Source organism: Actinoplanes sp. NPDC051513, from assembly GCF_044454685.1.
In the GTDB taxonomy this organism is placed as follows: Bacteria; Actinomycetota; Actinomycetes; order Mycobacteriales; family Micromonosporaceae; genus Actinoplanes.
Window position 1 is genome coordinate 24511 of record NZ_JBITDW010000005.1, and the last position, 13800, is coordinate 38310.

At 70.8% G+C, this 13800-nt stretch carries 16 protein-coding genes and 1 pseudogene; 11 read left to right on the top strand and 6 right to left on the bottom strand.

The features are described 5' to 3' along the window. The first annotated feature begins 20 nt into the window (after window positions 1-20). Window positions 21-1016, top strand: a complete 996-nt coding sequence (locus ACIA5D_RS17890; RefSeq protein WP_396031056.1) for a TIGR03617 family F420-dependent LLM class oxidoreductase — start codon at window positions 21-23, stop codon at window positions 1014-1016. Between the two features lie 321 nt (window positions 1017-1337). Here the strand turns inward: ACIA5D_RS17890 and ACIA5D_RS17895 are convergent, their stop codons facing one another. Continuing rightward, the gene (locus ACIA5D_RS17895; RefSeq protein ID WP_396031057.1) at window positions 1338-1781 is read right to left on the bottom strand and encodes a hypothetical protein; all 444 of its coding nucleotides are present in this window, start codon (window positions 1779-1781) and stop codon (window positions 1338-1340) included. A gap of 183 nt (window positions 1782-1964) precedes the next feature. On the opposite strand from ACIA5D_RS17895, the gene ACIA5D_RS17900 reads away from it, so the two are divergent. Next, the gene (locus ACIA5D_RS17900) at window positions 1965-2966 is read left to right on the top strand and encodes a sulfotransferase family protein (RefSeq protein WP_396031058.1); all 1002 of its coding nucleotides are present in this window, start codon (window positions 1965-1967) and stop codon (window positions 2964-2966) included. Window positions 2967-3058: 92 nt separating this feature from the next. Further along, a pseudogene (locus ACIA5D_RS17905) lies at window positions 3059-3958 on the top strand (ABC transporter permease). Here ACIA5D_RS17905 and ACIA5D_RS17910 read toward each other — a convergent pair. Continuing rightward, the gene (locus ACIA5D_RS17910; protein WP_396031059.1) at window positions 3945-4325 is read right to left on the bottom strand and encodes a DUF427 domain-containing protein; all 381 of its coding nucleotides are present in this window, start codon (window positions 4323-4325) and stop codon (window positions 3945-3947) included. The pseudogene ACIA5D_RS17905 and the gene ACIA5D_RS17910 sit on opposite strands and share 14 nt — an antisense overlap. Before the next feature lie 47 nt (window positions 4326-4372). Here ACIA5D_RS17910 and ACIA5D_RS17915 point away from each other — a divergent pair, with 47 nt between their 5' ends. The 3 genes from ACIA5D_RS17915 (at window position 4373) to ACIA5D_RS17925 (ending at window position 5979) form a co-directional block, all read left to right on the top strand. Further along, window positions 4373-4891: an aminoacyl-tRNA deacylase gene (locus ACIA5D_RS17915; RefSeq protein WP_396031060.1), complete on the top strand. Its 519-nt coding sequence runs from the start codon at window positions 4373-4375 to the stop codon at window positions 4889-4891. A 130-nt stretch (window positions 4892-5021) separates the two neighbouring features. Beyond that, on the top strand, window positions 5022-5372 hold the full coding sequence (locus tag ACIA5D_RS17920) for a UBP-type zinc finger domain-containing protein (RefSeq protein WP_396031061.1): 351 nt from the start codon (window positions 5022-5024) through the stop codon (window positions 5370-5372). Between the two features lie 136 nt (window positions 5373-5508). Further along, window positions 5509-5979 carry a hypothetical protein gene (locus tag ACIA5D_RS17925; protein WP_396031062.1) on the top strand — a complete coding sequence of 157 codons (471 nt, stop codon included), beginning with the start codon at window positions 5509-5511 and terminating at the stop codon, window positions 5977-5979. Here the strand turns inward: ACIA5D_RS17925 and ACIA5D_RS17930 are convergent. Together ACIA5D_RS17930 and ACIA5D_RS17935 are read right to left on the bottom strand one after the other, a co-directional pair. Then, window positions 5883-6404, bottom strand: a complete 522-nt coding sequence (locus ACIA5D_RS17930) for a DUF6114 domain-containing protein (RefSeq protein ID WP_396031063.1) — start codon at window positions 6402-6404, stop codon at window positions 5883-5885. The two genes, ACIA5D_RS17925 and ACIA5D_RS17930, sit on opposite strands and share 97 nt — an antisense overlap. After that, window positions 6404-7039, bottom strand: a complete 636-nt coding sequence (locus ACIA5D_RS17935) for a DUF6230 family protein (protein ID WP_396031064.1) — start codon at window positions 7037-7039, stop codon at window positions 6404-6406. The genes ACIA5D_RS17930 and ACIA5D_RS17935 overlap by 1 nt, the downstream gene beginning before the upstream one ends. A 325-nt stretch (window positions 7040-7364) precedes the next feature. On the opposite strand from ACIA5D_RS17935, the gene ACIA5D_RS17940 reads away from it, so the two are divergent. From ACIA5D_RS17940 to ACIA5D_RS17950, 3 genes are all read left to right on the top strand, one after another. After that, on the top strand, window positions 7365-8042 hold the full coding sequence (locus ACIA5D_RS17940; protein WP_396031065.1) for a Tat pathway signal sequence domain protein: 678 nt from the start codon (window positions 7365-7367) through the stop codon (window positions 8040-8042). Window positions 8043-8162: 120 nt separating this feature from the next. After that, window positions 8163-10376 carry a glycoside hydrolase family 9 protein gene (locus ACIA5D_RS17945; protein WP_396031066.1) on the top strand — a complete coding sequence of 738 codons (2214 nt, stop codon included), beginning with the start codon at window positions 8163-8165 and terminating at the stop codon, window positions 10374-10376. Between the two features lie 44 nt (window positions 10377-10420). After that, window positions 10421-11011, top strand: coding sequence for a DUF2087 domain-containing protein (locus ACIA5D_RS17950; RefSeq protein WP_396031067.1), 591 nt, complete (start codon window positions 10421-10423; stop codon window positions 11009-11011). On the opposite strand, the gene ACIA5D_RS17955 is transcribed toward ACIA5D_RS17950, so the two are convergent. Next, the gene (locus ACIA5D_RS17955; RefSeq protein WP_396031068.1) at window positions 11004-11309 is read right to left on the bottom strand and encodes a DUF1996 domain-containing protein; all 306 of its coding nucleotides are present in this window, start codon (window positions 11307-11309) and stop codon (window positions 11004-11006) included. The genes ACIA5D_RS17950 and ACIA5D_RS17955 overlap by 8 nt on opposite strands. Between ACIA5D_RS17955 and ACIA5D_RS17960 the strand changes: the two genes are divergently transcribed. Together ACIA5D_RS17960 and ACIA5D_RS17965 are read left to right on the top strand one after the other, a co-directional pair. Then, complete coding sequence (locus tag ACIA5D_RS17960) at window positions 11293-12261, top strand: ABC transporter ATP-binding protein (RefSeq protein ID WP_396031069.1); 969 nt, start codon at window positions 11293-11295, stop codon at window positions 12259-12261. The two genes, ACIA5D_RS17955 and ACIA5D_RS17960, sit on opposite strands and share 17 nt — an antisense overlap. A 65-nt stretch (window positions 12262-12326) precedes the next feature. After that, window positions 12327-13121 carry a M15 family metallopeptidase gene (locus ACIA5D_RS17965; RefSeq protein WP_396031070.1) on the top strand — a complete coding sequence of 265 codons (795 nt, stop codon included), beginning with the start codon at window positions 12327-12329 and terminating at the stop codon, window positions 13119-13121. On the opposite strand, the gene ACIA5D_RS17970 is transcribed toward ACIA5D_RS17965, so the two are convergent. Continuing rightward, complete coding sequence (locus ACIA5D_RS17970; RefSeq protein WP_396031071.1) at window positions 13108-13794, bottom strand: tetratricopeptide repeat protein; 687 nt, start codon at window positions 13792-13794, stop codon at window positions 13108-13110. The two genes, ACIA5D_RS17965 and ACIA5D_RS17970, sit on opposite strands and share 14 nt — an antisense overlap. Window positions 13795-13800 lie beyond the last annotated feature (6 nt).

Sequence of the window (13800 nt, forward strand, 5' to 3'; positions counted from 1 at the left end):
TACGAACACAGGATTTTCTGATGTTGGTTGACTTCGCGGCGGGCGTCGAGGCCTCGCCACTGCAGGTGGAAGCGGCGGCGGCCCGCGCCGAACGGGACGGGTACGACGGGTTCGGCGCCGCCGAGAGCAAGCACGACGTGTTCACCGCGCTCACCCTCGCCGCCCGCGCCACCCGGACGATCACGCTGCAGTCGGGGATCGCGGTGGCGTTCGCGCGCAACCCGATGAGCACGGCAGTGCTGGCCAACGACCTCCAGCTGATCTCCGAGGGGCGGTTCCAGCTCGGGCTCGGGTCGCAGGTGCAGGCCCACATCGAGCGGCGGTTCGCGATGCCGTGGGGGCGGCCGGCCGCGCGGATGGCCGAGTTCGTGGCGGCGGTGCGGGCGATCTGGGAGAGCTGGCGCACGGGGGAGCGGCTCGCGTTCCGCGGCGAGTTCTACCGGCACACGCTGATGACCGACTTCTTCAACCCGGGACCCAATCCGCACGGCAACCCGCCGATCCTGCTCGCGGCGGTGGGGGAGCGAATGACCGCGGTCGCCGGCAAGGAGGCGGACGGGCTGCTCGTGCACCCGCTGACCAGCCCGGCCTACCTGCGCGAGCGCACCCTGCCGATCCTGCGTGACGCCCGGGGGGAGCTCGACGGTTTCAGTGTCGGGCTGTCGGCGTTCGTGGTGGCCGGTGCGGACGAGAAGGCGCGGTCGAAGGCCGAGCAGGCGGTCAAGGCGCAGATCGCGTTCTACGGGTCGACACCCGCGTACCGGCCGGTGCTCGAGCTGCACGGCTGGGGCTCGCTCGCCGACGAGCTCAACGGTCTGTCCCGGAGGCAGGCCTGGGCGGAGATGGCCGGCCTGATCACCGACGACGTGCTGGACACGTTTGCGGTCACCGGCGATGTGGCGCGCGGCCTGCGGGAGCGGTTCGACGGCCTGATCGACCGGATCTCGTTCTACACGCCGTACGAGGTCGACCCGTCGCTCCTCAGCGACTTGCGCACGGGCGTTACAAGTTCGTAATTAAGGGATAAATCCGACACAGGCCCTTGAAGTGGCCGGTCGGCGAGTGCGTCTGTATGCGCGGCCATGAGGGTGCAAGTGTGCGAGCGAGGCCCTCGGCAGACGCGGCGCGCGGTTTCGCCGCCGTGCGGACTCTGCCGGACGGAGTGCTCGTGCCCGTCATCCGGCGGTTCCTGCGAAGCCCGACGGCCACACACAGCGGGCTCAGCAACACTTCACCGCGACGGAAGCGGCCGAACTCGAACGGCTGGCCGACCAGATGCGCGCCCAGGGAGGGCCCGGCAGGCGATCCCTGGACTCACCGCACAGGCGCTTGCGGAGTCAGCGGCGGCGGCCGGCGGCCAGGGCGACGAGGAACTGGCCGCCGCCCGCGTCGACGCTCGCGGTCACCGGCAGGCCGGGCGCCAGCCGGGAGAACCGGTCGACCAGCCAGTCGGCCGCCTCCTGGGCGTCTTTCCGGCTCGGGCACCGAGCGACGAGCTCGCGGCCACCCTTGCGTTCGAGCCGGTCGGCGACGGCGATCAGCGGTGCCGGCTCGACCACGTGCAGGCGGTCGGGCCAGGCGATGATCACCTTCACCGCGCCCTTGCGGGTGTTGCACGCCCGGTGCGCGAGCCGCTCGGCGACCTTGGCCTTCTTGTCGGCGGTACGGCTGTCCACGCTCGGGCCACGCGGATCGTTCACCGACATGCCGGCGTCGACCGGCTCGTCGCACACCCAGCAGCGCCAGCCGTCACGTTTCGCCACGTCCTCCAGAAGACTCATCCGGACAAGGTAGGGCGCGTCCCGTGGATCGGCCAAACGCCCCAGCCCTGGCTGACGCACCAAGACGCGTCCCCGCCTACTTCGGACGGAGTCCGGGTCAGCCTTCGTGCCGAAGCTCTTGGAGGCGGGCGAGGGGCGGGGTTGAAACACATATGTCCAGATTTATCCTTTAAGGTGTGCGTCATGCTCACAGATCGTCCTATTTTCGTGGTCGGGTGTCCCCGCTCGGGGACGACGATGTTGCAGCTCATGCTGCACGCGCACCCCCGGATCGCGCTGCCGCCGGAGAACCGCTTCGTCCTGCCGGCCTACCAGCGCCGCCACGAGCTCGGCGACCTGCGCGACCCGGCCAACCGCCGCGACCTGGCCCGATGGTTCGCCACCACCCCGCAGTTCGCCGACCTCGGGCTGGACGAGCAGCACATGATCGACGCCGTGATCGGCGCCCCGCCCACGCTCGGCTCCGCGATCGGCACCGTCTTCCGCCTGTACGCCGAGCGCTTCGGCAAGCCGCGCTGGGGCGACAAGCGGCCCGCCTACCTGCGGCACCTGCCCGAGCTGCTGCGCATGTTCCCCGACGCCCAGATCGTCAACATCATGCGCGACGGCCGCGACTGCGTGGCGTCGCTCAAGGAGGCGCCGTGGGCCCCGGCGGACTTCGGCTGCCTGGTCGACTCGTGGGCGCGGGCGGCCGACGCGTCGCTGCGGGCGGCGCGGCGCTACGGGCCCGACACCTACCACCTGGTGCGCTACGAGGACCTGGTCGAGGAGCCGGAGGCGCACCTGCGGGCGCTGTGCCGCTTCCTCGGCGAGGACTACGACGCGGCCATGGCGCGCCCTCAGGAGGTCGCGGCGCTCGCGGTTCCCGATTACAAGAGCTGGCACACGCGTACGCGTCAGAGCGTCACCACCACGCGGGTGTGCAGCTGGCGTCAGCGGCTGAGCGCGGCCGAGATCGAGCGGTGCGAGGCGGTGTTCGGCGACCGGCTCGCCCTGTTCGGCTACCGGACCATGACGGGCGCGGCGCCGACACCGGCGGATCGCGTGGCGCGTGCGCGCCTGGCCGTACGGGACCGCCTCGGCCCCATGCGCGGCGTCGCCCGGGACGCCGGCGCCGTGCTGCGGCACCGGCGGCGCGGGCCGGTGGTGCCGGCGCGGCTGACGAGCGGGCAGCTCGCGCGCTGACTGACGGCCGCATCGGATGTCTCGCCCGGCCCGTGCCGGGCTGGGCGAGGCCGGTCGTACCATCTGTCGGACGACAAGGTGGTGGCGGCACGGTGAGCTTCTTCGAGGTCATCCGATTCGCGTTGCGCGGCATCGCGGTCAACAAGCTGCGCTCGGGCCTGACCATGCTCGGCGTCCTGATCGGCGTGGCCGCCGTCATCCTGCTGGTTGCCGTCGGCAACGGCTCGGCCAAGGCGGTCGCCGACCGCATCTCGGCGCTGGGCACCAACACGCTGACCGTGATGAGCAGCAGCCGCGGCGCCACCAGCGGCGGCGGCCTCACGCTCAAGATCGCCGGCGCGCTCACCGACCCGGTCCTCGCCCCGGACGTGAAGTCGGTGTCCCCGGTGGTCAGCACCTCGACCACGATCGCGTACGGGAGCACCTCGCATTCCGTGAGCTCGTTCGTCGGCACCACCCCCAGCTACTTCACCGCCTCGAACACGCCGGTCGGCAGTGGCTCGGCGTTCAGCGAGGACGACAACACGCAGGGCCGCCGGGTCGTGGTGATCGGCCAGACCGTCGCCGGGGACCTGTTCCCCGGGGCCGACCCGGTCGGACAGCAGGTCACCGTCGGCGGCGCGCTGTTCACCGTGACCGGGGTGCTCGCCGGGAAGAGCTCGGCCACCGGCTTCCAGGACGCCAACGACGTCGCGATCGCCCCGATCGTCGCGGTCCGCCAGGTGCTCACCGGGTAAGGGCTGCCGCCGCGGACGATCCTCACGCAGTTCCTCATCGAGGCGACGCTGCTGAGCTTCCTCGGCGGCGGGCTCGGCGTGGCGGCCGCGCTGCTCGGCGCCCGCTTCACGATCGCGGGGGTGACGCCGGTGGTGGTGCCCTCCACGGTGGCACTCGCCCTCGGCGTCTCCGTCGGGATCGGGCTGTTCTTCGGCGGTCTGCCGGCCGCCCGCGCCGCCCGCCTGCGGCCGATCGATGCCCTCAGGTACGAGTGATCTCGATCGAGTCGACCCGGTTCGGGTAGAACGCGATGTGGTCCTTGATCTGCGCCACCGCGTCCCGGGGCTGCCGGTACTCCCAGATCGCGTCCACCGACTTCTCGCCGCCGGCCGGGATCGAGTAGTAGCTGGCGTCCCCCTTGTAGGGGCAGTAGCTCGTGGTCGTGGTCGGCTCGAGCAGTGTCGTGTCGACGTCCGCGAGCGGGACGTACTGCACCGCCGGATAGGTCGACTCCTGAAGAGTCAGCGCCGCCCCGGTGTCGGCCACCACCTTGCCGGCCACTGTGACCACGACGCGCCCGTCGGTCGGGGTGACGGTGATCGGGTGGTCCGGTCCCGGGTACAGCACGGGCCTGTCAGCCATGACGCCTCCTTGGAAAGGTCTTCACGTCCCAGGCTAGTGTCGATCTTATGCCGGGACCCGCCGAGACAGCCGCCGTCACATTGGGCGTCGATCACAAAATCCTGCGCCACGGGCCGGTGAACAGCGTCGCCGAGGCCGCCGCCGCGCAGGGCGTCGAGGTGCGCGACCTGGTCAAGACCATCGTGGTGCGCCGGGCCGCCGACGACTACGTGTTCGTGCTCGTCCCCGGCGACCGCCAGATCTCCTGGCCCAAGCTGCGCGCGTTGCTCGGCGTCAACCGGCTCTCGCTGCCCGACGCGGCCACCGCCAAAGAGGCGACCGGGTACGAGCGCGGCACCATCACCCCGTTCGGCTCGGCACGGCCGTGGCCGGTGATCGCCGACGAGCTCACCCGGGGCCGTACGATCAACCTGGGCGCGGGGGAGCGGGGCGTCGGCCTCCAGGTCGCCGCCGACCAGGCGGTCGCCGCGCTCGGCGGCACCTTCGCCGACGTGACCGAAGCGGTGTGGCCGGAGCGGCGTGACCGAAGCGATGTGACCGGCAACGGCGTGACCGAAGCGGCGTGACCGGCAACGGCGTGACCGAAGCGATGTGACCGGCAACGGCGTGACCGAAGCGGCGCGACCGGAAACTGCGTGACGGAGGCGACATCCGCGTGATCGACCTCGCCGCCCGGTACGGGGTACCTTCAGCGTCGTGACGAGCGACGAACCGATTCAGCCCTCCGTACCCCCGTCCGGCACCGGCTGCGTCGAGTGCCTCGACGGCGGCGGCTGGTGGTTCCACCTGCGCCGCTGCGCGCAGTGCGGGCACATCGGCTGCTGCGACAGCTCACCGGCCCAGCACGCCACCGCGCACTGGAAGGCCACCGGCCACCCGGTCATCCAGTCCTTCGAGCCCGGCGAGGACTGGTTCTGGGACTACTCGACCGACCAGGCCGGCGCGGGCCCCGCGCTCGCCCCGGCCGACAGTCACCCCGCGGACCAGCCGGCGCCCGGCCCGGCCGGCGCGGTGCCCTCCGACTGGCGCAACCACCTGCACCGATAAGCCCCACACCGATAAGCCCCGGCACCGATAAACCCGGCACCGGCGAATCCACGGCCTCGTTAATCGGCGTTCGCGTCCGGCGCCCCGTCCGGCTGTCCTAGAGTCGGCACGGGGAAGCCTGACGCGGGGGTGTGTGGTGTCCGATCCGATGCTCGACTCGATCAGAAGCCGTTCCGACTGGAGCGAGCCGGACAGCGTGCTGAGCACGTACGTGGCCCAGATGGACCGTCTGATCAAGCCGGTCGATCCGGGGGTGCCGCTGAGCCTGACCGTGCACGGCCTGCTGGTCAGCGGCGACCTGATCCCGCAGTGGCAGTGGTTCGCCGAGGTCAGCGAGATGAACGACTACGAGGACGCCTTCTACACCGGCATGGCCGAGCACATGAAGGAACAGTCCGACCTCGCCCACGACGCGGTCCGGGTGCGCGACGTCGGCGGTGAGGTGACCCACCGCCAGATGAGCGCGCTGATGGTCCCGACGAAGTACATCCACCTGCGCAACACGCGGATCTACTCGCCGGACAGCAGGCCCGACGAGGTTCGCCTGTGGCGTGGCCGGCTCTGCGACGTCTCCGGCTGGACGCCGGGCGGCGCTTCGGTCGTCTGATCACCGGTCTCTTCCGGCGGGACGGTGGGTTGCTCCCCGGGAGCCTGCGGCGCGTCGGGTACGGCCGTAGCACGGCCGTACTTGTCCGGTGACCAGGCGAACGCCAGCGCCGAGCCGACCAGCGCCAGCAGCAGGCCGACGATGAAGCCGCCCAGGTTCGATGTGATCCACGAGGCGAGCGCGAGCACGGCCGCGAGCAGCGAGTAGAAGAGGCGCTGCGCGGGGTTGAAGATCAGCAGGATCCCCAGCAGCCCGAGCACGACCGGCAGCAGGTAGCCGATGAACCCCTGCATGCCGACGTGCATCACGACCGGCAGCGGCGCCTTGACGGTCAGGAAGATCTCGAGGCCGCCGAGAAAGACCAGCAGCCCGCCCCAGAAGGGACGGGCGTGCCGCCAGCGCCAGAAGGCGGACCGGTCGCTCATCAGCAGCCGTCGCCGGTGAACGCCATCCGCAGGTGCGGCAGGGTGAAGCGGGCCGCGGTGGTGGCGTAGTTGTTCTGCCGCAGGTTGACGATGTCGACGGAGTCGGCCTGCTGGCCGAAGACGCCCTCGCCGCCCTTGATCTCCTTGCCGGTCGCCGGGTCGTGCACCTTGTCGAAGGTGCTGGCGTCCTGGCCCACGTTGATGCGGTGGAAGTCGGCGTCGCCGGAGATCAGGTCGGAGTCGACGACCAGGGCCCGGGCCGACACGTTGGTGCCGGCGTCGCCCGCCGTGATCTTCAGGTTGATGCCGCCGAGCGAGACGCTCTGGCACAGCTTGGTGAGCTCGGCCTGGTCGATCGCCGACACGATCAGCACCATCTGGCCGCCGGTGTCCCCCTCGTTGGGGCTGTTCGGGATCATGTTGTCGAGCGTCGCGAACTGCTCGAAGCCCTCGCCGTGCAGCTTGGTCGCGGTGACCGTGAACGGCATGCCGGAGATCGAGAAGTTCGCCGCCAGCACGCCGCTCGCCGTGAGGGCGACCAGCCCGGCGGTCACCGCCCCGGTGAGGGCGAGCATGCCGCCGAAACGCTTCCAGCGGACACCGCCGGCGGCGGCGTCATTCTCCGGTGTGGTCATCCGTTCCACCCTTCAATTGTGTGTCGACAACAATGAGCAAGAATCGCGTTGTAGCTCACAAACAATGGTCGAGAATATGTCGCGCGTCTATGCAGCGCACAGAAGTTACCGCTCGGTATCCCTGAGGTCAAGGGGTTCCTACCTGGGATTTCATGGCGTGAAAGGTTTCCCCGACGGTGGGTTGACTGGCCTGTCCCGGCGGGCATATACATCGACGGCGTTAACTGAGTAATGGTTGACGGAATTTCCGGTGGAGGCCCTCGCATCCCCCCGCAGGCCGGCCGCCGGGCGCATCCCGTCCTCGAAAGGCAGGGAGGAAACACCCATGCGTGTGTCCAGAACCGTCCCGATCGCGGCCGTCGTGGCCCTGGCACTGGCCCTGGTGGCCTCGCCGGCCCGGGCCGACGACCCGGCGGCGGTGCTCACCACCGGCGCGGCCGGCACCGCCGGCAGCAACGTGGCCGTCGGCGACGTGCTCAACGCCGCGGTGGCGGCCGGAACCACGGCCGACTTCACCACCGCCTCCGGCGGCACGACCGGCATCAAGTGCGCCGAGTCGGCCTTCACCGCCACGGTCACCGACAACCCGGCCGCGCCCGGCGTGGCCACCGAGTCGACGACCGGGCACACGTTCGCCTCGTGCACCGCCAACATCTTCGGCGTCACCCGGGTGAACAGCGTGACCGTGAACAACCTGCCGTTCGGCACCACGGTGGACAGCGCCACCGGGGCGGTCACGGTCAGCGGCACCGACACCGCGCCGATCCAGACGACGCTGTCGCTCGGCACGATCCTGGGCTCGGTGACCTGCGTCTTCCAGGCCACCAACGGCTCGATCAGCGGCGTCACGTCCAACACCGACAACTCGATCACCTTCACGAACCAGGAGTTCACCAAGACGTCCGGGCCGGTGACCTGCCCGGGCTCCGGGTTCTTCACCGCCACGTACGCGCCGGTGGTGGACACCGCGGTCGAGGGCGGCCCGGTGGTCTTCACGAACTGATCCCCTGAGCCGATCCCCCTATGGAGGCGCGTTCACGGCCGGGGTTCCCCCGAGCCCCGGCCGTGAACGCGCTGTTTCCGATGCGTTGACACTGTGTGAGGCCGCCATCAATATGTCTGCATGCCTCTATGGGAGCGCTCCCGAATAGTATCCGTCCTCGCCGTCGCCTCCCTGCTCACCGTCGCCGCGGCCGCACCGGCCCGCGCCGACGAGGTCGAGCAGGTCAGGAACGGCGGCTTCGACGGCACCACCGATCCCTTCTGGTCCACCGCGGGCATGCCGATGACCCTCACCGACGGTCAGGCCTGCGTGGACGTCCCCGGCGGCACGACCAACCGCTGGGACGTCGCGATCGGGCAGAACGACCTGCCCCTGGTCGCCGGCGAGTCCTACCGCTTCAGCTTCGACGCGTCCGGCACCGCGGGCCACGTGGTCCGCGCCATCGTCGGGCTCGCCGTCAGCCCCTACGACACGTACTTCGAGCAGTCGCCCGTGCTCGGCGACCTGACGCATTACTCGTACACGTTCACCGCGGGCGCCGGCACCGCGCAGGGCCAGGTCGCCTTCCAGGTCGGCGGCAGCGCCGACCCCTGGCACTTCTGCGTCGACAACGTGTCGCTCGCCGGCGGCGTGCCGCCCGAGGTGTACGTGCCCGACACCGGCCCCCGCGTGCGGGTCAACCAGGTGGCGTACCTGCCGGACGGCCCCAAGACCGCGACCGTCGTCACGGACGCGACCACCGCGCTGCCGTGGCAGCTGAACGACGCCGGGGGCAAGGTCGTCGCGCGTGGATCTTCCCTTCCGCGCGGCGTCGACGTGTCGTCCGGGCAGAACGTGCAGACGATCGACTTCGGCCGCTACACCCGAGCCGGAACCGGATTCACGATCACCGCGGACGGCGAGACCAGCCGGCCGTTCGACATCGGCGCGGGCGCGTACCGGACGCTGCGGGCCGACGCGCTGAAGTTCTACTACACCCAGCGCAGCGGCATCGCGATCGACGGCGCCCTGCGACCCGGGTACGCCCGCGCGGCCGGGCACATCGACGTGGCCCCCAACCAGGGCGACGGCAACGTTCCCTGCCAGGCCGGCGTCTGCGACTACACCCTCGACGTCCGCGGCGGCTGGTACGACGCCGGCGACCACGGCAAGTACGTCGTCAACGGCGGAATCACCACCTGGGAAATGCTCAACGAATACGAGCGCTCCCACGCCGTACGCAACGTGGGCTTGAATATCCCGGAGAGCGGCAACCGCGTGCCGGACATCCTCGACGAGGCCCGCTGGGAACTGGACTTCCTGCTCAGCATGCAGGTGCCGGCCGGCAAGCCGTACGCCGGCATGGCCCACCACAAGATCCATGATCAGAACTGGACCGGGTTGCCGCTGCTGCCCGACCAGGACCCGCAGCCGCGCGAGCTGCACCCGGTCTCGACGGCCGCGACCCTGAACCTGGCCGCCGTCGCCGCCCAGGCGGCCCGCATCTACTGCACGTACGACAAGGCCTTCGCGGCGCGCGCGCTCAAGGCCGCCCGCACCGCCTACGCCGCGGCCAAGGCCAACCCGGCGCTGTACGCGCCGGGCACCGACGGCACCGGCGGCGGCGCCTACAACGACGACAAGGTCACCGACGAGTTCTACTGGGCGGCCGCCGAGCTGTACCTGACTACGGGGGAGAAGGCGTTCGCCGGCGACATCCTTGCGTCGCCCGAGCACACCGCGGACGTCTTCGGCGCCAGCGCCTTCGACTGGGCGTCGACGGCGGCGGCCGGACGCCTGGACCTGGCGTTGCTTCCGAACAAGCTGCCCGGCCTGGCGGCCGTGCGGCAATCGGTGGTCGCGGGGGCCGAGAAGTACCTGGCCGTTCAGAAGGCACACGCGTACGGCGTGCCGTACGCGCCCGCGAACAACATGTGGGACTGGGGCTCGAACAGCATCGTCCTCAACAACATGGTGGTGCTGGCCGGCGCGCACACGCTGACCCACGCCCCGAAGTACCGCGACGCCGTGCTGACCGGCATCGACTATGTGCTCGGCCGCAACGCCCTGAACCAGTCGTACGTCACCGGCTACGGCGAGGTGAGCTCCCAGAACGAGCACAGCCGCTGGTACGCCCACCAGCTCGATCCCGCCCTGCCGAACCCGCCGGCCGGCACGCTGTCGGGCGGCGCCAACTCGTCCATCCAGGACCCGTACGCCCAGAGCAAGCTCACCGGCTGCGTGGCCCAGTTCTGCTACATCGACGACATCCAGTCGTGGTCGACGAACGAGGAGGCCATCAACTGGAACGCGGCCCTGTCCTGGGTGTCCGCGTTCGTCGCCGACCAGGCATAGAAAATCGATTCCCGACATGCCGCCGCCCTGCCTAGGGTGGCGGCATGTCCGCTTCGCCGTCCGCCGACGCCGCCCGCGCCGCCGAGATCCTGGCCCAGCTGTCCGCCCCGCCGCGCCTGGCGGCCTTCGCCGAGCTGGTGAGACGCGGCAAAGAGGGCGCCACCCTGGCCGAGCTGGCCTACGCCCTCGACGTGCCGGTGCAGCAGGCCGGCGAGGCGTGCGCCCGCCTGACCGGCGCGGGCCTCGCCACCGGCACCGGCAACGGCGTCTACCGCGCCGACCTCGACGCCGTCCGCCAGGCCGTCCACGCCGTCGACCGCATGCAGCCGGTCACCCCGCTGCTGGCGGAGTATCCGAACCTGCGGGGCTTCTTCGCCCACGGCCGGCTGACCGCGCTCCCGCCCACTCTCAGCGACCGCTACCAGCAGATCGGCGAGCTGTTCGCCCGCTTCCTGGCCCTCGACGGCCTGCACGACGAGGACGAGATCAACCGCCGCCTCTCCGCGGTGACCGACGACGTGGCCGGCGTCCGCCGCATGCTGGTCGAGACGGGCTGGCTCGAGCGCGACCGGGCCGGCACCACGTACGGCGCGGCCCGGCCGCTGCCCTCCGGTCCCGATTCGCTCGCTACTTGAGGTAGCCGTTGTTGTCGCAGGTGCGGCGCTGCAGGACGCAGTTCTTGGTCCGCTTGTTCATGGTGGTGACGTCCCAGCTGACGAACGCGTCGCCGTGCATGGAGGAGGCGCTCTTGCCGACCAGGTCCGAGGAGAGGTAGTAGCCCGCCGCGGTGCCCTTCACGCCGTACTGGATGTCGAAGGTCAGCGCGGGGATGCGGACCGGGTGGCCGGCCGGGCAACCCTTGTCGGACCCGTACGCGACGTGGTCCTTGTGGTTGGGGCTGTCGAGGTTCGGGTCGGTGCACGCGCTCGACAACCTCGACCTGTCGATCGGGGCGGGCGAGCTGATCTGCCTGCTCGGTCCCTCGGGCTGCGGCAAGACGACGGCGCTGCGGGTCCTGGCCGGGCTCGAGGACGCCGACGCGGGGCAGGTCCTCGTGGGCGGCAAGGATGTGACCGGGCTGCCCGCGAACAGGCGCGACATGGGCATGGTGTTCCAGGCCTACAGCCTGTTCCCCCATCTCACGGCGGTGCAGAACGTCGAGTTCGGCCTCAGGCTGCGCGGGCGCAAGCGGACCCCGGGCCGTGCCGCCGAGATGCTGGAGCTCGTCGGGCTGGGCGGGTTCCGGACGCGGTACCCACATCAGATGTCGGGTGGCCAGCAGCAGCGGGTCGCGCTGGCCCGGGCCCTGGCCATCGAGCCGGCGGTGCTGCTGCTCGACGAGCCGCTGTCGGCGCTCGACGCCAAGGTGCGGGTGCAACTGCGGGACGAGATCAAGCGGATCCAGACGTCGGTGGGCACCACGACGCTGTTCGTCACCCACGACCAGGAGGAGGCCCTCGCGGTCGCCGACCGGGTCGGCGTGATGCGGGCCGGGAAGCTGGAGCAGCTCGCCTCGCCGGCGGACGTCTACCAGAAGCCGGCCTCGGCGTTCGTGGCCGACTTCGTGGGGCTCAGCAACCGGCTGCCCGGGACGGTCTCCGGGGACACCATCTCGGTGCTCGGGACCTCGCTGCCCCTGGTCTCGCCGGCGCCGGCGGGATCGGCCACCGCGCTGGTGCGACCGGAGGCCGTGTCGGTAGCGCCCGCCGAGGACGGGGCGGGACGGGTGCTGACGTGCAGCTTCCTCGGGCCGACCAGCCGCGTCACGGTCGCGGTGGGTGAGACTCTCGTCGTCGCTCAGGTGCCCAGCGCTCTGGTGCCGTCGCTGGCGCCCGGCACCGCGGTTGAGGTCACGCTCACCCCCGTACCGGTAGCCTTGTCCTGAAATCCCCGTATCAATTTCGCGTTTCGGCTGCGTAGGGGACAAACCCGTTCGTACGGTCGGTAACCGTGCGTAGATTTCTCGCGTTCCTGCTCGCCGCCCTGGTCGTCCCGGTAGCGCTCCTGCCGGGACGACCGGCGCTGGCCAGGGCCGTCTGGCACGTCGTCGCGCCCGGGGAGACCATGGCGAGCATCGCCCGGGACTTCGGCCTGCGGGCCTCCGACATCGGCCGCTGGAACCAGATCGTCCCGCCCTATCCCGTGCACGTCGACGAGACCCTGCGCCTGACGCCGCCGCTCTCGCCGCTGCCGGCCTGGCAGTCGCGGATCGAGCTGGTCACCCCCGAGATGGTCGGCTGGAACCCGGCCTCGAAATGCCCGGTCCCGCCGGCCATGCTGCGCAAGGTCTGGGTCTCCTACATCGACCTGCAGGGCGCCTACCACGACGGCAGCATCATCGTGCACCGCGATGTGGCCCTGCGCGTCCAGCAGATCTTCTTCACGCTGTTCCGCTGGCGCTTCCGCATCATGGCGATGGCGCCGATGTCGGTGAACATGCCCGGCGGGACGAACATGGGCATCGTGACCGCCGGCTACCACTGCCGCCCGGTCGGCGGCACGGACGTCTGGTCGGAGCACGCCTTCGGCACCGCGGTCGACATCAACCCGCTGCAGAACCCCATGATTCGCAACGGCTCGGTCTCACCGGCCGGCGGCGCGTACTACCTGAACCGCCGCCGCTACCTGATCGGCATGGTGCACGCGGAGGGGGCGGCACGGGCCTTCACGGCGAACGGCTACTTCTGGGGCGGGCAGTGGCGAAGCCTGAAGGACTACATGCACTTCAGCGTCACGAACCGCTGACACCAGGGGCGTGGATCTCCGTTCGCGCCTGCTCGATCTGCCGCACGATGGCGTCGGCCCGGTGCGACTGCGCGATGGCAAGGGCCTCGCCGAGGGTCGCCTCCGCGTCCGCGCGGCGGTCCTGAGCAGCGGCGATGTAGGCCAGCCCGACCATGTTGGCGGCCACGCCCGGCAAGGCCCCGATCTGCCGGCGCAGCCGCGACGACTCCTCCAGCCGTTCGCGCGCCTCATCCAGCCGGCCGGCCATGTGGGCCGCGATGCCCAGGTGCCGCAGCGCCTCGGCCTGGGTCGTCTTGTCGCCGACCTGCTCCGCCAGCCGGCAGGACCGTTCCAGTTCCGGAACCGCGATCGCGTTGTCCCGGCGGATGACCTGATGCAGGCAGCCGATCCAGAACGAGGCCTCGGCCTCGCCGCGCACGTCGCCCAACGCCCGGTACACCGTGGCCGCGCGCTCGAACCACGGCAATTCGGCCGGGTCTTCGACCGGTGCCGGGCCGCCGCCGGCGCGCCCGGTCAGGAACCGCGCGTGCAGGATCCGCCCACGGGCCAGCGCCAGATCGGCCTCCACCGCGTCCAAGCCCCGCTCGGCGTCGGCCAGCCCGCCGGCATCACCGCCGAACACCGCCTGGTCATAGACCGTATTGACCCGCTCGATCCGATCTTCGGCACTCATCGCCGC